At 37.9% G+C, this 22,420-nt stretch carries 16 protein-coding genes; 10 read left to right on the top strand and 6 right to left on the bottom strand.

What is annotated here, in order from left to right; genetic code table 11:
* Window positions 1–49: 49 nt before the first annotated feature.
* Both cysN and K350_RS29705 read left to right on the top strand, forming a co-directional pair.
* On the top strand, window positions 50–1,327 hold the full coding sequence (gene cysN, locus K350_RS0120340) for a sulfate adenylyltransferase subunit CysN (protein WP_028981465.1): 1,278 nt from the start codon (window positions 50–52) through the stop codon (window positions 1,325–1,327).
* A 303-nt stretch (window positions 1,328–1,630) separates the two neighbouring features.
* Window positions 1,631–2,830: a S8 family peptidase gene (locus K350_RS29705; protein WP_037576489.1), complete on the top strand. Its 1,200-nt coding sequence runs from the start codon at window positions 1,631–1,633 to the stop codon at window positions 2,828–2,830.
* Between the two features lie 71 nt (window positions 2,831–2,901).
* On the opposite strand, the gene ispF is transcribed toward K350_RS29705, so the two are convergent.
* Window positions 2,902–3,381, bottom strand: coding sequence for a 2-C-methyl-D-erythritol 2,4-cyclodiphosphate synthase (ispF, locus tag K350_RS0120330; protein WP_028981464.1), 480 nt, complete (start codon window positions 3,379–3,381; stop codon window positions 2,902–2,904).
* Window positions 3,371–4,624: a M16 family metallopeptidase gene (locus K350_RS0120325; RefSeq protein ID WP_028981463.1), complete on the bottom strand. Its 1,254-nt coding sequence runs from the start codon at window positions 4,622–4,624 to the stop codon at window positions 3,371–3,373. Before K350_RS0120325 ends, ispF begins: the two co-directional genes overlap by 11 nt.
* Window positions 4,625–4,761: 137 nt before the next feature.
* Between K350_RS0120325 and K350_RS0120320 the strand changes: the two genes are divergently transcribed.
* From K350_RS0120320 to ytxJ, 4 genes are all read left to right on the top strand, one after another.
* The gene (locus K350_RS0120320) at window positions 4,762–6,741 is read left to right on the top strand and encodes an alpha-ketoacid dehydrogenase subunit alpha/beta (RefSeq protein ID WP_028981462.1); all 1,980 of its coding nucleotides are present in this window, start codon (window positions 4,762–4,764) and stop codon (window positions 6,739–6,741) included.
* Between the two features lie 70 nt (window positions 6,742–6,811).
* Window positions 6,812–7,072, top strand: coding sequence for a hypothetical protein (locus K350_RS0120315; RefSeq protein ID WP_037576486.1), 261 nt, complete (start codon window positions 6,812–6,814; stop codon window positions 7,070–7,072).
* Window positions 7,073–7,083: 11 nt separating this feature from the next.
* Window positions 7,084–8,322: a hypothetical protein gene (locus tag K350_RS31530; protein WP_051313409.1), complete on the top strand. Its 1,239-nt coding sequence runs from the start codon at window positions 7,084–7,086 to the stop codon at window positions 8,320–8,322.
* A 2-nt stretch (window positions 8,323–8,324) separates the two neighbouring features.
* Window positions 8,325–8,666: a bacillithiol system redox-active protein YtxJ gene (gene ytxJ / locus K350_RS0120305; protein WP_028981460.1), complete on the top strand. Its 342-nt coding sequence runs from the start codon at window positions 8,325–8,327 to the stop codon at window positions 8,664–8,666.
* Here ytxJ and K350_RS0120300 read toward each other — a convergent pair.
* Complete coding sequence (locus tag K350_RS0120300) at window positions 8,663–9,070, bottom strand: OsmC family protein (protein WP_028981459.1); 408 nt, start codon at window positions 9,068–9,070, stop codon at window positions 8,663–8,665. The two genes, ytxJ and K350_RS0120300, sit on opposite strands and share 4 nt — an antisense overlap.
* Window positions 9,071–9,122: 52 nt before the next feature.
* Here K350_RS0120300 and K350_RS0120295 point away from each other — a divergent pair, with 52 nt between their 5' ends.
* Both K350_RS0120295 and lipA read left to right on the top strand, forming a co-directional pair.
* Entirely contained in the window at window positions 9,123–9,857 is a 735-nt protein-coding gene (locus tag K350_RS0120295) for a hypothetical protein (RefSeq protein WP_028981458.1), read from the top strand.
* Between the two features lie 111 nt (window positions 9,858–9,968).
* Window positions 9,969–10,841 carry a lipoyl synthase gene (gene lipA / locus K350_RS0120290; RefSeq protein ID WP_028981457.1) on the top strand — a complete coding sequence of 291 codons (873 nt, stop codon included), beginning with the start codon at window positions 9,969–9,971 and terminating at the stop codon, window positions 10,839–10,841.
* A gap of 82 nt (window positions 10,842–10,923) precedes the next feature.
* Here the strand turns inward: lipA and K350_RS29695 are convergent, their stop codons facing one another.
* Window positions 10,924–11,355 carry a hypothetical protein gene (locus K350_RS29695; protein WP_051313407.1) on the bottom strand — a complete coding sequence of 144 codons (432 nt, stop codon included), beginning with the start codon at window positions 11,353–11,355 and terminating at the stop codon, window positions 10,924–10,926.
* Window positions 11,356–11,575: 220 nt separating this feature from the next.
* Window positions 11,576–17,689, bottom strand: coding sequence for a glycosyl hydrolase family 8 (locus K350_RS29690; protein WP_037576483.1), 6,114 nt, complete (start codon window positions 17,687–17,689; stop codon window positions 11,576–11,578).
* 434 nt (window positions 17,690–18,123) lie between these two features.
* Between K350_RS29690 and K350_RS0120275 the strand changes: the two genes are divergently transcribed.
* Together K350_RS0120275 and K350_RS0120270 are read left to right on the top strand one after the other, a co-directional pair.
* A complete protein-coding gene (locus tag K350_RS0120275) occupies window positions 18,124–18,576 on the top strand; it encodes a hypothetical protein (protein ID WP_028981456.1) in 453 nt (150 codons plus the stop codon).
* A 202-nt stretch (window positions 18,577–18,778) separates the two neighbouring features.
* A complete protein-coding gene (locus tag K350_RS0120270) occupies window positions 18,779–19,402 on the top strand; it encodes a hypothetical protein (protein ID WP_028981455.1) in 624 nt (207 codons plus the stop codon).
* A gap of 88 nt (window positions 19,403–19,490) precedes the next feature.
* Here the strand turns inward: K350_RS0120270 and gcvP are convergent, their stop codons facing one another.
* Window positions 19,491–22,388, bottom strand: a complete 2,898-nt coding sequence (gene gcvP, locus K350_RS0120265; RefSeq protein WP_028981454.1) for an aminomethyl-transferring glycine dehydrogenase — start codon at window positions 22,386–22,388, stop codon at window positions 19,491–19,493.
* Between the last annotated feature and the right edge of the window lie 32 nt (window positions 22,389–22,420).

The following is a 22,420-nucleotide window of genomic DNA, read 5'->3' as shown; positions in this document are numbered from 1 at the left end:
CGTACAATTCAAACAGTTAGCCGACTGAAATTATAACAGCCTTAAAGCAATGACTGAAACACAAACTAAAAATAGCTATCTTGAAATGGACCTTCTAAGGTTCACCACAGCGGGAAGTGTAGACGATGGAAAAAGTACCCTGATTGGAAGATTACTTTACGATTCTAAATCTATCTTTGAAGATCAGCTGGAAGCCATTGAAAGAACCAGTGAGCAGAGAGGTGACGGATATGTTAATCTTGCGCTACTTACAGACGGACTCAGAGCTGAAAGAGAACAAGGTATTACCATAGATGTGGCATACAGATATTTTGCCACTCCTAAAAGAAAATTCATTATTGCTGATACTCCGGGTCATATTCAGTATACAAGAAACATGGTAACAGGAGCTTCTACAGCAAACCTTGCTATCGTGCTTGTAGATGCAAGACATGGTGTTGTGGAACAAACCTGCAGACATGCTTTTATTGCATCTTTGCTTCAGATAAAGCACATTATCATCTGCGTTAACAAGATGGACCTTGTTGACTATAAAGAAGAAGTTTTCGAAAAAATCAAACAACAGTTCTCTGACTTCTCTTCAAAATTATCTGTTCCAGATATACGCTACATCCCAATTTCTGCTTTGCATGGAGATAATGTAGTGGATGAGTCTGAAAACATGCCTTGGTATAAAGGAGGAACTCTTCTTTATACATTGGAAAATGTAAACATCAATACAGATCTTAACTATGTTGATTCAAGATTCCCTGTGCAGTGGGTTATCCGTCCATTAAGCGAAGAATACCATGACTTCAGAGGTTACGCAGGAAGAGTTGAAGGTGGGGTTTTCAAACCGGGAGATGAAGTGATTGCACTCCCTTCAGGATTTACTTCAAAAATTAAATCTATTGAAACCATTGACGGAAAGCTTGAAGAAGCATTCCCTCCGATGTCAGTAACAATAACACTTGAAAATGACATTGATATCAGCCGTGGAGATATGATTGTGAAGCCAAACAATCAGCCAAGTGCTAGTCAGGATGTTGAATTGATGATCTGCTGGTTGAATGACAAAAAATTAAACCCTGCATCGAAATATATCATCAGACATACTTCAAGAGAAGCTAAATGTGTTGTGAAAGATGTTCGTTACAAAGTTAACATCAATACCCTGCACAAAATTGAAGATGATAAAACAATTGGACTTAATGATATTGGAAGAATTCTTATAAGAACTACCAATCCTTTATTCTTCGATAGCTATAAGAAAAACAGATCTACTGGAAGCGTAATACTAGTAGACGAGTTTACCAATGAAACAGTTGGTGCCGGAATGATTATCTAATTAACTGATTCAATACATATCGGAAAGCGAAGATAACCTCTTCGCTTTTTTTATGCTAGTCTAAACAACTTCATACCAAATCACCATCTAAAGAATTCAGTCAAATGAGTCGGGCCCAAAGATCCTAATCAGGGGGATACTTTTCTTCTCTTGTCATTTTTTTTAACTTTTAGCTTTATGCTATCAACTTTTAGCTTTACAATTTTTTACGCAACTGAACCATAGCGCAGAAGGATTATGTTTAAGGTTTATAAATTAATTCAGGCTTTTATCACAGCCTGATTCAAACTTCAAATATCCTCTATGTTTTCAAATCTTTTAAGAAAAGGAAAAAAACTCATCCCCTATTCATTTGCATTGACACTGCTATTTTCTGCTTGTAAAAAAGAGAAAGAAGTGGAGCCTACAACGCAAACACCTTCTTCACCCACTACGCCTCCATCAAGCGGAAACAAGGACGAATGTCTTACTGCATCCGCATTGGACAATGGACAAGTCATTCCAGGCCAGTATATTGTAAAATATGCTGAAACAGGTGAAAAACTGGGTACGAGAGCTTTTCACAAAGTACTAAGATCAAACAAAATTGCTCCCGAAAAGATACTTCGTACTTTTGATGGCAATCTTAAAGGTGTTGCCATAAAGCTTGAATCCAGTGAAGTAGAAAAATTAAAAAAGGATCCCAATATAGAATACCTTGAACAAGATAAAATTGTATCTATCAGCGATTGTCCTGCCCGCGTTGAATATCAGGCCCCAGGCTGGGGAGCAAAGAGGGTTGGTCATGCCGAAGGATCCGGAAAATATGTGTGGATTATAGATACAGGAGTTGATCTTAGCCATCCCGATCTTGTGGTGGATGCATATAAATCAAAATCGTTCATCGCCGGCACAACTGTTAATGACGACCATGGTCATGGCACGCACGTTGCGGGTATCATCGCAGCTAAAGACAATGGATTTGGAGTTGTCGGAGTTGCTTCAGGAGCTACTGTAATTGCTCTGAAATCTATGGATGCTCAGGGTAAAGGAAGTATTTCAAATATTATCGCAGCTGTACAGCATATTGAACAGAATGGAAAAGCAGGAGATGTGGTAAATATGAGCTTAGGTGGAGGATTTTCTCCTTCTCTGGACAAAGAAGTACTTAATGCTGCTAATAAAGGCTTTGTTTTTTCAATAGCGGCAGGAAATTCAGCCATTAAAGCAGACAGTTCTTCTCCTGCCAGAGTTGACCATCCAAATATCTACACTGTTTCGGCAATGGATTCTACGGACACTTTTGCATCATTCTCTAACTATGGAAAAACTGTAGACTATTGTGCTCCGGGGGTAAAAATTCTCTCTACATACAAGAATGGAGGTTATGCAACGATAAGTGGTACTTCTATGGCGGCTCCACATATGGCAGGAATACTTGTTATGCGAGGAAAGAACTTTAAGAAAGATGGTTCTGTAAAAAAAGACCCTGACGGATCAGCAGATCCGATACCACATTTATAAGCTGAAAGCACAAAGCGAAAAGCTGAACGTTAAAGTTCAGTTTTTCGCTTTGTGCCTTATGCTTTTCGCTTTCAGCTTTTAAAAATAAGGGCTACTGCAAAAGCATTAGCTCCTTCTTCTCTGCCAATATAGCCAAGCTTTTCATTCGTAGTTGCTTTGATTGAAATATCCTCTTCCGGGATATTCATTGTTTCTGACAGGATTTCCTGCATTTTAGGAATATGAGGATTAATCTTAGGCTTTTCCATTGCAAGACTAGCGTCTATATTGCTTATTTCCCAACCTTTTTCTCTTATCAGTCTGCACACTTCCTTTAGAAGAATTTTACTATCTGCCCCCTTCCATCGAGGATCGGTATTGGGGAAATGAAAACCAATATCTCTCATATTGGCTGCGCCAAGGATAGCATCGCAAATTGCATGAATCAACACATCTGCGTCACTGTGACCAAGCAAACCTAACTTCGCATCTATCTTTACACCACCTAGCCAAAGGTCGCGTCCTTCGGTAAGTTGGTGTACATCATACCCAAACCCAACTTTAATTTTCATTTACTTTTGATTTTGCTCTGTAATAAAGAGTGCTGCTATTTTCAGGTTTGAATGTTCTTTTAGCAGCTGCTATAATTGACTCTTTTGTAACATTCTGAATCATTTCAGATTCTTTGTTTACTATTTCCGGGTCTCCTAAAAATGCAGCAAACGCAAGATTCATTGAACGATTTAGCAATTCAACTTCTCCAAATAACACTGATGCTTCCGACTGATTTTTCACCTTTGTTACCTCATCATCTGTAATATTGCCAGCCACCAGCTCATCTATTATTTTCTGTACTTCAGCTTCTGCAGCTTCCAATGTATAATTGCCGTTAAGCTTTCCCTCAATAATAATTAACCCCGGATCTGCTGTTCCCGATACATGAGCAGATATAGAGCTAAATATTTCTTTTCCTTTCACAAGTTTATCGTAAAGCCTTGAAGACTTTCCTCTACCAAGAATATCACTGAGAAGATCATAAGAATAATATTCGGGATCTTTTCTCCCCGGCATGTGATATACTTTATAAAGAGCATCCAGAGGCACATCAGCAATAACTTCCTCCCTTCTTTCTTTTTTTTGAATAGGCTCAGCCGGCAAATTTCTCAAATAAGGCTTTCCTGCAGGTATAGGTCCGAACCATTTTTCAGTTAATGTTTTTGCGTGATCAAAAGTAATATCACCAGCAATAACAAGAATGGCATTATTAGGAATGTAAAACTTATAAAAAAAATCTTTCACATCCTGCATCTCCGCACTTTCGATATGACTGATTTCTTTCCCAATAGTAGCCCATTTATAAGGATGTTCCTTGTAGACAAGTGGTCTTAACTTCAGCCAAACATCTCCATAAGGCTGGTTTAAGTATCTTTGCTTAAATTCCTCAATCACCACACTTTTCTGAACATCCAGTGTCTTTTGTTCAAAAGAAAGAGAAAGCATCCTGTCGGACTCCAGCCAGAAAGCTGTTTCAATATTTACAGATGGGATTGTGATATAATAATTTGTAATATCTGTTGAGGTAAAAGCATTATTTTCTCCCCCCGCCCTTTCCAATGGTCCATCATAGGAAGGAATATTTACTGACCCTCCGAACATCAAGTGTTCGAACAAATGTGCAAATCCAGTTTTTTCTTCCGACTCATCCCTGGAGCCTACATTATACAAAATATTAATTACCGCTTGGGGGCTGGATGGATCTTCATGCACAAAAACCTTCAATCCATTTTCCAACACAAAACTCTTATATTCTATCATCTCACACTCCTGATTTTAAACAATAACCCTCTTTAATCATTAATGATCATATTTGTGGCGAAAAATAAAAAAACCTTCCCATTTAATAACAGGAAAATTACGAATACTTTATTTTTGCTAATCTACTTTTTAAAAATATGAATTTCAACAGGAAATTATATTCCGACGATATACTGAAAAGCCTTTATTCAGGGCTTTTGAAACCTAGACTTATAGAAGAAAAAATGCTTATTCTGCTTAGACAGAACGAAATAAGCAAATGGTTTTCCGGAATTGGACAGGAAGCGATAGCTGTTGGCTCTGCAATGGCCATGGAAAAGGATGAATATATTCTTCCCCTACACCGAAACCTTGGAATTTTCACCTCAAGGGAAGTACCCTTGTTCAGACTATTTTCTCAATTCCAGGGAAAGCTTTCAGGTTTTACAAAAGGCAGGGACCGCTCATTTCACTTTGGCACAAAAGAGCATCACATTGTTGGGATGATTTCCCACCTTGGCCCTCAGCTCGCTGTGGCAGATGGTATTGCATTGGCAGATTTGCTTGAAAATAAAAATAAAGCTACCCTTGTATTTAGCGGAGACGGAGGAACCAGCGAGGGAGACTTTCATGAAGCTCTAAATGTGGCTGCAGTTTGGAATCTGCCTGTTATTTTCATGATAGAAAACAATGGCTATGGTTTATCTACTCCAAATAACGAGCAATTCCGATTCAAAAGCTTTACTGATAAAGGTCCTGCTTACGGCATCGATGCTTTGCAAATTGATGGTAATAACATTCTTGAAGTTTATGATGCTGTAAAAAAGGCAACGTCAAGCATCCGCAATAAACCTCGTCCGATCCTTATCGAAGCTCTTACTTTTAGAATGCGAGGACATGAGGAAGCTTCCGGAACGAAGTATGTACCTCAAGAACTTTTTGAAAAATGGTCACAAAAGGACCCTGTGGAGAATTATGAAAAATACCTGCTAGAACAGAATGTTCTCACCTATTCTGATTTACAGGAAATAAGAAAAGAAATTAAAAAAGAGATTGACGACGCCTGGTCTCAGGTAGCCAAAGCCCCTTCTGTAAGTGCAGACACTTCTGTGGAATTAGGTGACGTTTATGCTCCCTTTAACCAGGTTGTGATTAAGCCATCAAATGAAAAAAAGGTTAAAAGACGATATGTAGATGCAATTTCCGACAGCATCAGGGAAAGCATGGAAAAGTACCCAAAACTGGTGCTCATGGGACAAGATGTAGCAGAATATGGAGGAGTATTTAAAGTTACCGAAGGGCTTGTTGGAAAATTCGGCAAAAAAAGAATCATCAATACCCCCCTTTGCGAATCAGCAATTCTTGGTGCAGGATTGGGATTATCAATTAATAATTACAAAGCAATTATAGAAATGCAATTTGCCGACTTTGTGACAAGTGGTTTTAATCAGATAGTTAATAATTTTGCAAAAATTCATTACCGCTGGGGACAAAATGCTGATGTGGTGGTGAGAATGCCAACTGGAGCAGGTACGGCGGCGGGACCATTTCATTCACAGTCCAATGAAGCCTGGTTTGTTCATACACCCGGACTCAAAGTAGTTTTTCCTTCTTCACCTTATGATGCAAAAGGTCTTCTTAACGCATCAATTGAAGATCCGAATCCCGTTCTTTTCTTTGAGCACAAATTCCTTTATCGTTCTGTTTCAGAAGAGATTCCGGAAAGCTATTATACAGAGCCTATTGGTAAAGCCCGAATGGTAACTGAGGGTAATGATATATCTATAATTACGTATGGCCTTCCGGTAATCTGGGCTAAAGAAATTGTTGCAAATCTTGGAAATTACACTGCAGACCTTATTGATTTAAGAACTTTATTGCCCTGGGACAAGGAAATGGTAGAAAACAGCGTTAAGAAAACCGGAAGGGCAATTATTATTACAGAAGATACGCTTACAGGAAGTATAGCTTCAGAAATTGCAGCTTATATTGGGGAAAAATGTTTCCAATACCTGGATGCTCCGGTGGTAAGGGTCGGTAGTCTGGATACACCTGTTCCATTTTCTCCGGCTTTGGAAGAAAACTTTCTGCCTAAAAAACGTATGAAAGAGAAGATAGAAGAGCTACTTCTTTACTAAAAGCGCTAAAGGGTTGCTTTTGAAAGATTTGATTCTTACTTTAGATTTCTTTATTTTATCCTATAATTAAATGGTGAAAAAATTACATTATTTCTCGTTAATAGTTCTTTTTGTCGGATTAATCCTTGGAACAGGATGTAGAAAAAAAGACTATCCATGCCCTGGTTTGGGCAAAAACAACGAGGCTGACTTCAGCATGTTTGATGAAAGCGGAGAAGTGAAAGATCCTAAGCTTGCCAAAAAGAAAAGGGGCAGAATCGACAAAACCACTGGTCTTGTAAATAAGAAAAAACATAAGAGACTTAACGCTCCGAGGAAAACGCATATTTAAATCTTCCTGCCTTGAACTTACTCCGCTCAAATAAAATCCAAAAATATTCTAACAGGTACCTTCTGGCATGCCTGTTTTCTTTGTTATTGGCATACAGCACGCCCCAAATAGCTCGTTCTCAGAGCTCAGATGGAGGACCAACTGTTAAAGTAAAACAAAGAACAGGAAAGGGTGATAAACAATCACTGAAAAAATCTACGAAATCAAAGTCAACCGAATCCAGGGAACAAGGTCCGAGAAATGGTAACGGAACAGTAAAGGCAAGAGACGGAGGCAAAAAAACTTCACAGAATATTAACAAAAGTTCCGGAGGAGACACCAAACCTTCAGAATCCAGACAGAAGGCACCTAAAAGTGGAGATGGTACCGTAAAAGCAAGAGACGGAGGAAAGAGAACTTCTCAAAATATCAATAAAGGTTCGGGAGGAGATGTAAAACCCTCAGAATCCAGACAGCAGGCACCCAGGAACGGTGATGGAACTGTAAAGGCAAGGGATGGAGGGAAAAGAACTTCACAAAATATCAATAAAGGGTCCGGCGGAGATGTAAGGCCAATGGAATCCAGACAACAAGCTCCCAGAAATACTGCAGGTACAACGGTACTGGTTAATGACAAAAAAGACCGAAAGCTGAATAAGCAAATGGCTAAATACCAAGGAGATTTAGCACAACCTCAATCCAGGATGAAACCTCCTATTCATGATAACTATGTAGTAGTTAATCATAAAAAGGAGCGCAAGCTTAGCAAGCAAATGTCCAAATACCAAGGCGATATAGTTCCTGGAGAATCCAGAATGCAAGGCCCAAGGAACTCTGATGCTTTAGTGGAAGTGAGAGAAATTGACAGAAAACAAGGTAAACAGATTGCTAATTATAAAGGAGACCTTGCAAACAATTTTCTTGAAAAACGCACAGCCATGCGTGTAGAGAAGAGCAGACAGATGTCAAACTATAAAGGCGATATCTTAGTTAGATCTTTAAACCAGAAGGCGAGAAAAATAAGGAAGAAGCAAAAGGATATTGCTAACTACCAGGGAGACATTGTTGTAAGAGGAAAGAGAAAAGGAATGCATCCAAGCTCTGTGTATAGAGGTGGCAAGGTTAAAAATTCATACCAGGCCAAAGAAAGATATAGAAAACGCATGTTGAAAAAATATGGAAGAAACAGCGGTGTCGAGGATGCGAATTACATGAAGAAGAAGGATAGAAAACCTAGACACGATAAAAAAGAAGGCGAAATTTGGTATTAATTATGGAATGGCAGGAATTAAAAGAAGAGCAGCAACTAAACCATATTAAGGATTTATCCTCAGGAGAGCCTGTGGTTATTTTCAAGCATAGTACCAGATGTTCAATAAGCTCAACGGCTTTGAACCGACTGGAAAGATCCTGGAAATCAGAGGAAGTAAAAGGAATTAAACCATTTTATCTTGACCTGATATCTTTCAGAAATATTTCTAATAAAATTGAGGATGTGTTCAAAGTAAGGCATGAATCACCACAATTGCTGATTATTAAAAATGGCAACTGCGTGTACCATGCCTCACATATGGGAATAAATTACGAGGAAATTAAAAAACAGCTTTCCGCTTAGTAATTGAAAGTAACTATCTGCTTAATTGCAGGATCTAAGCTTAATGCAACCGGACAGGTATGAGCGGCGTATTCAAGTTTTCCTTTGAATTCATCGCTCAGGCTTAATCCAGCAGGGAAAGTAAAGTTTACATGAATTTCGGAAATCTTTCTAGGATTGGCAGTCATAACCTTGGTTACCTCCGCTTGCACTCCATCAATAAGAAGGTTTTCCTTTCTTGCAGTAATTCCCATGATTGTCATCATGCAACTGCAAAGCGCAGCAGAAACCAAATCTGTGGGTGAAAAAGCTTCCCCTTTTCCGTTATTGTCAAGAGGAGCATCAGTAATAATCGTATTACCAGACTTCAGATGAACCGCTTCGGTTCTCAAATCTCCCAGATATTTATTTTTTATTGAAAACATCAGACCAAAACTTGATTTTTAAGTTAAGTTTAAAAATAGAAAATTAATTAAAATGAAATTTATAAAGGTAGTTTTTTATATCCTAATGCTTGTTTCTATTTGTATATCAGAAACTAAGGCTCAGGTGCTGGAACCACCCTATAAAAGGGAATTTCTTATTGGCTTGAATTTTAATACCAATGCCGGATTTATAGGTGGATTAAATGGAAGATTTTCAAGGTTAAAAAAGAACAACATATACGAAACATTCGGACTTGAAATTGTAAATGTAAAACATCCCAAAGAGGCCAAATATGCAAGCTCAAATGGTAGTCCTTACGTGCAGCAAAAGAAAAACTATCTTTTTCCTGTGAGATTACAATATGGCCGAACTATAATTTTATTCCATAAAGCTCCTGAAGAAGGTGTGCAAGTCGATGCAGTGTTCTCAGGAGGTCTCACACTTGGAATCCTAAAGCCTTATACAATTGAATATGATTATGATTCCTACACTGCAATAGAGCCATATGACCCTGAAAAGCATACCAATACTAATAAAATTCTGGGTACCGGGGGGATTTTCTCAGGTTTTGATCAAATGAAAATAATTCCCGGATTGAATGTAAAAGCAGGTATCAGCTTTGAATTCGGAAGTTTTATCAGCAATGTATCAGGCATAGAAATAGGAACGTTGATAGAGGCTTATCCCCAGAAAATGATCATACTTGACGACATCAATCATTCCTATCAAAATAAATCTGTATTCACGTCTTTATACGTGACAATATTTTACGGAAGAAGAAAATAATTACTTTTTACCAAATTAATTGATTCTCTGCATTGTTAGGGAGAAGCAGGTCTGTGCTTAGGATTTGGCAAAAATCTTTCTTATTTTTCGTAAATTTCAAATAGTAATAGAATGGCCGAAGAAGTTGTAAATAACTCAGAACCAACGAGAAAAAGCAAACCCGATTGGTTGAGGGTAAAGCTTCCTGTTGGAAAAGAGTATGCAAAAGTAAGGCAGCTTGTTGATGATCATAAACTTCATACAATCTGTCAGAGCGGAAATTGCCCAAATATGGGTGAATGCTGGGGAGCAGGAACGGCCACGTTTATGATCCTTGGTAATGTATGTACCAGAAGTTGTTCTTTTTGTGCCGTAGCAACGGGAAGACCCACCGAATATGATATCGATGAACCAAGAAGGGTTGCTGAAGCAGTAAAATTGATGACTGTAAAGCATTGCGTGATCACATCGGTAAACAGAGATGAGCTAAAAGATCGCGGTGCTGAGGTATGGTACCAGACAGTAAAAGCAATCAAAGAAGTTTCTCCTCAGACAACCATTGAAACACTTATTCCAGATGTAAAAGGCAACTGGGAAGCGCTTGAAAGAATGATCAGCGCAGGTCAGGAAGTTGTATCTCATAACATGGAAACAGTAAAGAGGCTGTACAGACTTGTGAGACCACAAGCCAAATATGAAAGAAGCCTTGAACAGATACAAAGAATAAAGAATTTTGGAAAAAGAACTAAGTCCGGTATAATGCTAGGATTAGGTGAAACAGAAGAAGAAGTTTATGAAGCGATGGATGATCTTCTTGCTCATGGACTTGACGTATTAACACTTGGACAATATCTTCAGCCTACCAAGATGCACCTGGGTGTAGTTAACTTTATACATCCGGATCAATTCAAAAAATATAAAGAAGTAGGCCTTCAAAAAGGATTTAACTATGTTGAATCCGGACCATTGGTAAGGTCTTCTTACCATGCTGAAAAACATATCTGATTATTGTATAAAAAATGAATGTTGAATATCTATTACCTGAAATTCAACATTCATTTTTATTAGACATCCGGAATATCTTTTCTTATTTGAAGAACCCTCCAATTTTTTCTGTAATCGAGCTCACTCCTCCTATACCTAGCTTATTTAGTAAATCTCCACTATCTTTTGCTTGTCCACCTTCAGAAGAAAATTTTTCCAGCAAAAACGGTACTACAGAATTGGCTATAGACTGAGCTTTGGATTCATCAACACCTAACTTGGAAGCTATTGAAGGAACGAATTTCTTCATGATTGAATTTGAGAATTCCTGTTTTCCTTCCGGATCACTTTTTCCGTTAAACAAGTTCAATAGTTGATTTCCATTTCCTGATGTTGCCATACTTTGCAAACCACCTTTAAAAGACTCACCTGCAACTTCCATAGTCTTATCTACCTGCTGCGAATTCAACTGTTCCTTTTGCTGAAGTACCGGTCCCAGATTGTCTTTGGCCAGTTTTAATATCTGATCAATCATATTTTCAATTCTTTATATCCTCTTCAAATAACCGGGCTTGATTTAATTAGGTTCTTTTTAAGCATAAAGCACAAGGCGAAAAGCGGAAAGCTTATGTACATCGTCTTTATAGGAAATACCATTTACTTTGAGCTTTACGCTTTAAAAAAAGAGCTGCCCTTTCGAGCAGCTCTCCGTGTTTCACTAAAAAAATTAACCTTACTGTAACCTACTTAAAACACTAATTCTTTATAATTCTTGTAGTATAACTGTTCTCTTCATAAGTCACTGTAACAATATAAGTTCCTATTGCTAGCCCTTTGCCTATTGGCAATAATTGGCCTTCAAACTTAGTTTCATAAATTGTTACCGGCTTCCCATATACATCATTAATACTAACTGTTGCTTCAGATACACCATTACCAGCGAAAGGAATTGAAATCAATGTTTCATCATTAAATGGATTAGGGCCTGCAATGGTCATGCCAAGTGCTGCTCTGGCTGCAGAAGGCATAGCTATTTCTTCGCATATAGAGATATTTTTGACATAATTAACAACTTGATTATTTGGTTGTCCATTCCAATTTAACTTAAGTACCAGATAATAACTTCCTGTTGAAAGTGCATTAAAGCTAATTGACTTATTTGAAAAGTCAGTTGAAGAAAAATCACCTTCAATCTTTGCTAGTGGCTGTATATTTTCTGCACCATACCATTCGATAGACTTTGCAAATCCTGTTTCTATAGAAGCAATACCAACCGCAGCATCATCTTTAAAATCAAATGATACAGTGTATGACTTTCCTGCTTCAACAGAATGCTTTGATCCACTTTCAATAACATATAGGTATGATTGCCCCCATTGTCTCTGAGTTATTTTCAGAGCGTCATTTTCATTACTTACAACAGCTCCGAGGTATTGATCCGTAAATTGATTTCTTACCACAAATTTTGAAGCGTCAGGAACTGCAGTAAACTGGCAATCTCCGACTGGTGCACTTGGAGTTGATGCAGGAGTGAACTCCACATAGTTAAGGTTAAACTCCGCTGAATCCAATACTATCTTCATAGTTTGAAGACCAGCTGTAAGTTGAACTTTTGAAATCTTCACTGTTGTATACTTCTGCCAGTCTCCTGTATTTGGCACTGCTACAGGCCCAGAGATATCTACACCATTCATCTCAACATGCAATACTTTTCCTGAATTCGGAGAAGCTACTCTCACTCCCAGTTCATAAGTTCCTGTTTCCTTTATTTCTACTGAGTAGTTTAGCCATTCGCCGATATCCATATAACCAATATTATAACCGCCTTCAGAGCAATTTTCTATATCGACATATTCATCTGTTCTGTACTGGCCTCCTTTATTATCCTTGGTATCATCATAGTAAGCAATATCTAATCCTCCAAGATCGAAATTTTCTGCTTCGATTTTTCCAGGGATTATAGCTGGAACACCTTTATATGGAGAAGATACTGTCGAAGTTGATGTCTTTTTGAACTCTACATAATTAAGGTTAAACTCTGCTGAATCCATCACTATTTTCATAGTTTGCAGACCCGCAGCGAGCTGAATATTAGACATCTTCACTGTTGTATACTTTTGCCAATCACCTGTATTTGGCACTGTTACAGGACCTGAAATATCTACACCATTCATCTCAATATGCAGTACTTTTCCTGTATTAGGAGAACCAACTCTCACTCCCAGTTCATATGTCCCGGTTTCCTTTACTTCTACTGAATAGTTCAGCCATTCGCCAATATCCATGTATCCGACATCATAGCCACCTTCAGAACAACTTTCTATATCGACATACTCATCTGTTCTGTACTGGCCTCCTTTATTATCCTTTGTATCATCATAATAAGCAAGGTTCAATCCACCAAGATCAAAATTCTCTGCTTCGATTTTTCCAGGGATTAAAGCTGGAGTGCCTTTATATGGAGAAGATACTGTCGGGGAAGTTGTCTTTTTAAACTCAACATAGTTTAGGTTGAACTCTGCTTCATCCATTACTATCTTCATAGATTGTACGCCTGCAGTAAGTTGAACATTTGAAATCTTCACTGTTGTATACTTCTGCCAGTCTCCTGTATTTGGCACTGTAACTGAACCAGAAATATCTACTCCATTCATCTCTACATGCAAAACTTTTCCTGAATTCGGAGAAGCTACTCTCACTCCCAGTTCATAAGTTCCTGTTTCTTTTACTTCTACTGAGTAGTTTAGCCATTCACCGATATCCATATAACCAATATTATATCCGCCTTCAGAGCAATTTTCTATATCGACATATTCATCTGCTCTGTACTGGCCACCTTTATTGTCTTTTGTATCATCATAGTAAGCAACATTCAATCCACCAAGATCAAAATTCTCTGCTTCGATTTTTCCAGGGATTAAAGCTGGAACTCCTTTGTATGGAGAAGATACTGTCGGAGAAGATGTCTTTTTAAATTCAACATAGTTAAGGTTAAATTCTGCAGAATCCATTACGATCTTCATAGTTTGAACACCAGCGGTAAGTTGAATATTGGAGACCTTCACTGTCGCATACTTCTGCCAGTCTCCTGTATTTGTTACTGTTACAGGACCAGAAATATCTATACCATTCATCTCAACATGCAGTACTTTTCCTGAATTCGGAGAACCCACTCTCACGCCCAGTTCATATGTTCCGCTTTCCTTTACTTCTACAGTATAATCCAGCCATTCACCGATATCCATATAACCAATATCATAACCACCTTCCGAACAATTTTCTATATCAACATATTCATCTGTTCTATACTGGCCACCTTTATTGTCTTTTGTATCATCATAGTAAGCAACGTCCAATCCTCCGAGATCAAAATTCTCAGCCTCAATTTTTCCGGGGATTATCGCCGGTGAACCTTTATAAGGCTCCTTTTGAGCTGTGTTTTCTGAAACAATGATTGTAAGAGGCCCTGCAACAGAAGACAGTCCTGAATTATCTATTGCTTTTACTGTTATGGTATGTGTTCCTACAGGAGCACTATTCCACAATAGTGAATAAGGCTCAAGTAATTCCTCTCCGATTTTAACATTGCCTTCATAGTATTCAACTTTGGCAATTGTTCCATCTGCATCAGAAGCATCTGCATTGATAGTGATTGTTTTACCTTTCACAAATGACGCATTGTTAGCTGGCGAAGTTATAACAACTACAGGAGCCTTTCCATCCAGAGCCTTAACAACAATACTAATAGCAGAAGAAGTAGTCTCCGCATATTTATTGTCAATCGCTTTTGCTGTTATAGAATAATTCCCCGAAACCACATTAGTCCAGATGAAAGAATATGGGCTTGTTGCGTCTTCACCTAACTTTGTTGCTCCCTGATAAAATTCAACTTTAGAAATACTTCCATCTGCATCAGAAGCATTCGCGGAAATGGTAATTGTAGCTCCAGAATCAAATGAAGCATTGGCAACAGGAGAAATAATTGAGACCGCAGGAGATAGATTTTCTTTTTCCTGGACAAATATTGAGACAATAGAAGATGTAGTCGAAGCACCTTTGTCATCTGTTGCTTTTGCTGTAATTGAATAGTTGCCTGCAGCTACTTCTGCCCAGCTAAATGTATATGGGCTTGAAGCATCTTCGCCTATCTTAGTTGTTCCTTGATAAAACTCAACTTTAGAAATACTTCCATCAGTGTCAGAAGCATTTGCCGAAATAGTAATTGTAGCTCCTGCATCAAATGAAGCATTGGCAACAGGAGAAATAATTGAGACTGCAGGAGATAGATTTTCTTTTTCCTGAACAAATATTGAGACAATAGAAGATGTAGTTGAAGCTCCTTTGTCATCTGTTGCTTTTGCTGTAATTGAATAGTTGCCTGCAGCAATACCAGTCCAGCTAAATGAATATGGGCTTGAAGCATCTTCACCTATCTTCGTTGTTCCTTGATAAAATTCAACCTTTGAAATAAAGCCATCTGCATCCGATGCATTTACTGAGATATTAATCACTTCTCCTTCTCCAAATACAGCATTCGAAACAGGTGTAACAATTGAAACAGCTGGTAATGCATTATCTTTAGCATTAACTGTAAAATTTATTGCAGCAGAAATTGTGGAAGCACCTTTATCGTCAAATGCTTTTGCTGTAATGGTATAACCACCTATAGCCACATCGGTCCAACTTATGCTGAAAGGACTTGAAACATCCTCCCCTATTTTAAGGTCTCCAAGATAAAACTCAACTTTAGCTACAGAACCATCTGCGTCTGATGCATTTGCGCTAATAGTAATAACATCCCCAACAGTAAATACTTCATTGGCGGTTGGAGCAGTCAATGAAACTGCTGGAGCCACATTTTCTTTTACATTAACTGTAATCGTCACTGAAGAAGAAGTCGTTGAAGCTCCTTTATCATCTGTTGATTTTGCCGTGATTACATAAGAACCAGCAGCAGCATTTGTCCAACTGAATGAATATGGACTTGTTGCATCCTCTCCCAGTTTGGTGGCTCCCTGATAAAACTCAACTTTGGAAACTGAGCCATCAGAATCCGTGGCATTTGCATTAATAGTGATCGTTTCTCCTACTATAAATACTGCATTAGAAGTCGGAGCTGTCAATGAAACTGTTGGAGCAACATTTTCTTTTACATTAACTGTAATTGTCACTGAAGAAGAAGACGTTGAAGCTCCTTTATCATCTGTGGCTTTTGCTGTGATTATGTAAGAACCAGCTACAGCATTTGTCCAGCTGAATGAATATGGACTTGTTGCATCCTCTCCCAGTTTAGTGGCACCCTGATAAAACTCAACTTTGGAAACTGAGCCATCAGAATCGGTGGCATTAGCGTTAATAGTGATCGTTTCTCCTACCATAAATACTGCATTAGCAGTCGGAGCTGTCAATGAAACTGTTGGAGCAACATTTTCTTTTACATTAACTGTAATCGTCACTGAAGAAGAAGTCGTTGAAGCGCCTTTATCATCTATCGCTTTTGCTGTGATTACGTAAGAACCAGCTGCAGCATTTGTCCAGCTGAATGAATATGGACTTGTTGCATCTTCTCCCAGTTTGGTGGTTCCCTGATAAAACTCAACTTTGGAAACTGAGCCATCAGAATCGGTGGCATTAGCGTTAATAGTGATCGTTTCTCCTACCGTAAATACAGCATTACCTGTCGGAGCTGTTAATGAAACTGTTGGAGAAACATTTACACTTTCAGTACTAAGAGGATTATAGAAATTTCCTGACAGCAAATAAAGATAGAGTGTTTTTAAAGTCTGATTGAAGTACCAGCTTGCTTCGTTAATTCCTTTCAAGTCAGAATAAGAATCATCCAGGTGAGATTGATTTTCACCACCCATCGCTGCACATGCAAAAGTCCCAACGAAGGTACAATTGTGGGCAGTTCCATAAGCAGAACCATTCTGGTTGTAGCCGTCTTTTATATTTTTGGTACCACCATTATTTCTTATAAAATCAGAAGTCTTTTTAACATAGGCCTTTGCTTCTGGTGTACCAAACCACAAATAGTCTACAGCGATCCTCCAGGGAGTCCTTACTGCATCATAGTGGAACTTGGTTCCTCCTGAATAATATCCGCTTGCATTAGAGGAATATGTTCCGTCAGCTTTACACCAGTCAGAAACAAAACCACCGGCAGCATTATTTTTTGAAAGATTTGCATTGATGACCTCATAACATTTATCAGCAGCTGAGTTCCAGAATGATTCGTCATTGGTAAACTTTCCAAATACTCTGAAATACCCTGGTGTAAAATAAGAAGGATTAGTCAGGTTACTTCCACCAAACTGATCTCCTGGCTTTACTACTTTAGTACCAATCTCAAGTTCATGAGTTTTAATAGCTGAGATAAGAGTTTTAGCATCATTCTGATAGTTAATACTACCAGAGCTTCCCCATTGACTATGAGCAACAATGAGTGCCATTGCAGCATCAAATTCTGCATCGGAAGCTCCATTGGATCCTATTATTGAAGAACATTCGTTTATTTTCCAATGCATGACACCATTGGAATTTCTAAATGATTTATAATAATTCCAGAAACCATCGAAATAAGTTTTATCGCCGGCATAAGCTGCCATCAACATCCCATAGCCAATACCTTCAGAAACTGTTTGGTTTGGAGTATCAAATTTCACTCTGTATTTGCCATCTCCACAGGCTGCGGTCCAGTTGGACTTCCAGACGCTATAGTTAGATGAAGCGTCGGAGGCATTTCTGTTTGTAGGCATTATACCATTGGGGTAAATTTTATTTTGGGGGAAAGGCATATTCTGCCCATTAACATTCCAGACATTCCCCAGAATGGCCAGCGATAAAAAGAGTAAAATTTTTCTTTTCATAGTTTATGTGTTTTTCATGCGGTAAAGAAACTATTACTTAAATGCAAAATCCGAAACCTGAACAATACTTATTTCGTATGCATCATCAAACCAAAAATATAAATATTTTTATAAAAAATTATAATTAAAAAACTCAACAACCGCCCGAATTGTTAAAATTATAATTATAGAAATATTTTATTTTATTTTTTCAACAGCTTAAATAACTCGAAAAATAAAGGGCGGCAGAGTCCTATTCCAGGTTTTGTACAAAAAATAAAATTCATTAAAAAGTACAACAAAAAAAATTTAGATGCTGTAACACTCATCTTAAGATATCTATCAAATATGCCTTGATATTTGAACTTCATACCATTTTTTAACACTTTGCATTTTCACAAAATCCAGTGCATATTCAACTATAGACTGATGTTTATAATTGAACCTGCAACTATATGATAATATCATTTGATCTGGATGACACACTGATTCCCGGAGCCAAACAATTTGAAACGGAAAAGCAAAATATATTTCAGCAGCTGACAGGTCAGGAAAAAATAAGATTAGGAACGCTTATTCTATTCAAGGAATTACGTAAAAGAGGACATTCAATATATATTTATACAACATCACTGCGATCAATTACAGGAATAAAACTTATGTTTATCTCGTACGGAATTCCAGTAGATAAAATAATAAACCAACAAAGGCATAACAGTAAACTGAGAGAGCAACGAACAATGGCCTCAAAGTTCCCACCTGCATTTAATATAGACATTCATATAGATGATTCACCAGGCTTGAAAATTGAAGGGGAAAGATTTCAGTTTAGAACGATCATCATTCATGAAAATGATAAAAACTGGACAACAACAATTATGGAGTATTTATACAAAGCCCAAAAGTGATGCATTACAGATAAACTAACTATAAAATCAACTTTACTTTTGAAGAAATATCCTTTTGCCCTCGAAGCTTTTTCTATTTTTTTTTCATGTAAGAAAGGCTTAAACAATAACGTTTCCAATAATTAAATCCAAAGTAAATTAGCTTAGTCGCTACATAGTTTCATTACATTCAATTAAAATAAGGCTCAAAGCCTTAAACATCATGACAAAAAAGATATTCTTAGTAGTTTTTTTCGCATTGATATTATCATCAAAACTACTAGCCGAAAAGGTTAAAGGAAAAATCATATTGGAGAACGATACCATTGATGTAACTTTTGATATTCCAGTCGATTATTTTTCTCTAGAGATTAATTATGAAAGCCTCCAACAGAGAATTAAATACATTGATTCTACCGGAAATAAAAAAGTCCTACACCCTGAGGATGCAAAAGAAATAAGGTTCAAATATGAGTTTGAAAATATCAGAATGTTATCCAGAGAAAATTCCCTTTTATTAGGAAATCCATTCTCAAGAGGTTCTCATATATTTCTTAAACTTGAAATCGATGGAAGATTAAAGTTGTTTAAGTACTACCATACGCAGCATATTGGCGGGGGATATAATTCAGGAACGGGTACTGTAAGTAGCGGATCTGCATATAGTTCAGAGGGATTTATTCTTCAGAAAGAGAATACTGAATTAAAAAAAATCAAAAGATTTAAAAAAGATATGCCTGAATATTTTAGCGATTGTACAAAATTGGTAGAGAAAATAGAAAATAAAGAATTTAGTGAAAGTGATATGGATTTGATAGTCAAGTTCTATAATTCAAAATGTAAATAGCTTCAGCAAATAACCAATAAAGGGAGGTTATCCAATGGAAAACTTCCCTTTATTTATTTATCCTTCTCTAAAAAAAGAGCTAAATAATTTATTGAACCACTTCTTCGTGTGAAGCATAATCTTCAACCGGAAGGCAGGTGCAAACAAGATTTCTGTCACCATAAGCATTATCTACTCTGCTTACAGAAGGCCAGAACTTTCTAAGTCTGATCCACTCTATGGGGAATGCGGCTTTCTCTCTTGAATATGGCCTTGTCCAATTATCAGCCATAATTACCTCTGCAGTATGAGGAGCATGTTTAAGAACGTTATTTGCTTTATCAGCTTTTCCGTTTTCAATTTCTCTGATCTCTTCTCTGATCTGAATCATAGCCTCACAGAACCTATCAAGCTCTTCTTTAGACTCGCTTTCTGTAGGCTCAATCATCAATGTTCCTGGCACAGGGAATGAAACTGTCGGAGCATGGAAACCATAGTCCATTAGCCTTTTGGCAATGTCTTCTACCTCAACTCCCACTGTGTGCTTGAATTCTCTGCAATCAAGAATAAATTCGTGAGCGCAGCGACCTTTAGTGTTTGTATATAATATCGGAAAGAACTTCTCTAGTCTTGCCTTTATATAATTCGCATTAAGTATTGCATGTTGAGTAGAGCTTTTCAAACCTTCTGCTCCCATCATTGCAATGTAGGCATATGAAATTGGCAATATGCTAGCACTACCCCAAGGAGCTGCTGATACTGCATGTATTGCTTTTTCGCCTCCGGTTTTTACTACGGGATTTCCTGGAAGGAACGGTTTAAGATGGGCAGCTACACCAATCGGGCCAACGCCTGGACCACCACCACCGTGCGGTATGCAGAATGTTTTATGAAGATTCAAATGGCATACATCTGCTCCGATATTTGCAGGACTGGTAAGACCAACCTGTGCATTCATGTTTGCACCATCCATATATACTTGTCCGCCTGCATCATGAATAATCTGGCAAATCTCTTTGATACCCTCTTCAAAAACACCGTGAGTAGAAGGATAAGTCACCATCAGCACACAAAGATTATTTTTGTATTGCTCGGACTTACTTCTTAAATCAGAGATATCAATATTTCCTTTCTCATCACATTTCACAGTAACTACCTTCATACCTGCCATTACTGCAGTAGCTGGGTTAGTACCATGAGCTGAGCTCGGGATCAGAGCAACATTTCTATGTGTCTCCCCTTTATTTTCATAGTAAGCTCTGACAACCATCAAACCCGCATATTCACCCTGAGCACCGGAGTTTGGCTGCAGGGAAACACCAGCAAACCCAGTTATTTCAGAAAGCCAGTTCTCAAGGTTTGTAAATATCTTCTTATATCCCTCAGCCTGAGCTGCCGGAACAAAAGGATGTATCTGTCCTATCTTTTCCCAGGTTACTGGGATCATTTCAGTAGTAGCATTCAGCTTCATTGTGCATGATCCCAATGAAATCATGGAATGAGCTAAAGAAAGGTCTTTGTTTTCCAATCTCTTAAGATATCTCAGCATTTCATGCTCTGAATAGTAAGAGTTGAAAACAGGATGTTGAAGGTAAGCTGAAGTTCTTTCTAATCCCGGGAAGGTAATATCAACGTCTACTGAAAGTTTTGAAAGAACATCTTCAACCTTCTTCCCTTTTACTTCTGCAAATACAGTGATAATATCTTTAAGCGCCGCAATATCAACCGTTTCGTCAAACGTAATAAATGTGCTGGTTCCGGAATAACGGAAGTTAATTTCTTTTAATTCTGCCGCCTTCTTTACAGCCTCCGTTTGATTGCCTGTTTCAATCTTCAGAGTATCGAAGAACTGCTTATTAGATTGATTAAACCCAAGCTCTGCAATGCTATTATTCAGAACCTTAGTCAATCCTGCAACTTTTAATGCTATGTTTTTTAGGCCCTGAGGTCCATGATATACAGCATAGCTTCCTGCTATTACAGCCAAGAGTACCTGAGCTGTACAGATGTTTGAAGTTGCTTTCTCTCTTCTGATATGTTGCTCTCTTGTTTGCAATGCCATACGATAGGCATGCTTTCCTTGAGCATCTACCGACGCTCCTATTACCCTTCCTGGAATACTTCTTTTGAATTCATCTTTAGTAGCAAAATATGCAGCATGAGGACCACCATATCCCATTGGTACGCCGAATCGTTGAGTAGAGCCTACAACAACATCAGCACCAAACTCACCTGGAGGTGTTAAAAGCGTAAGACTTAAAAGATCTGCAGCAACACCTACCATAATATCCTGCTTGTGTGCAGTATCGGTAAGATTTTTATAATTAAGAACCTCTCCGTTAGCGTCAGGATATTGAAGTAAAATACCGAAGATATCAGCACCTAAGGCTTCCGCTGTATTGATATCACCGATCTTAAGAGTTATTCCAAGAGGAGTTGCTCTTGTTTTAAGTACATCTATAGTTTGAGGAAAACAATTTTCCGAAACGAAAAAAGTATTTGCATTCTTCTTTGAACCTGCGCGGCCTGCATGCATCAGGTTCATTGCTTCTGCAGCTGCCGTGCCTTCATCAAGAAGAGATGCATTGGCGAGCTCCATTCCAGTCAGATCAGTAACCATTGTCTGATAATTGATCAATGCTTCAAGTCTACCTTGTGCAATCTCCGCCTGATATGGAGTATAAGCTGTATACCAGCCCGGATTTTCCAGAATATTTCTCAGAATGACCGGAGGTGTAATACATGCATAATAACCTAAACCAATATATGATTTGAAAATTTTATTTTCATTTGCCAATGCACCGAAATGCTTAAGGAACTCAAATTCGGTTAGCGGCTCAGGAAGGCTAAGCTCTTTTTTCAGACGAATAGACTCAGGGATGGTTTCGTTGATCAATTGATCCAGACTTTTAACGCCTATCAGATCCAGCATCTCCTTCTGATCATTTTTAGAAGGTCCTATATGTCTTTCGTTAAAGCCTGATTTTTGGTTAAGGTTAATTTTCATAAAAAGGATTCCAATTATGCTTTTCTATGTTA

This window comes from Sporocytophaga myxococcoides DSM 11118 (genome assembly GCF_000426725.1).
GTDB lineage: Bacteria > Bacteroidota > Bacteroidia > Cytophagales > Cytophagaceae > Sporocytophaga > Sporocytophaga myxococcoides.
This window is presented reverse-complemented; position numbering and strand designations above follow the sequence as displayed.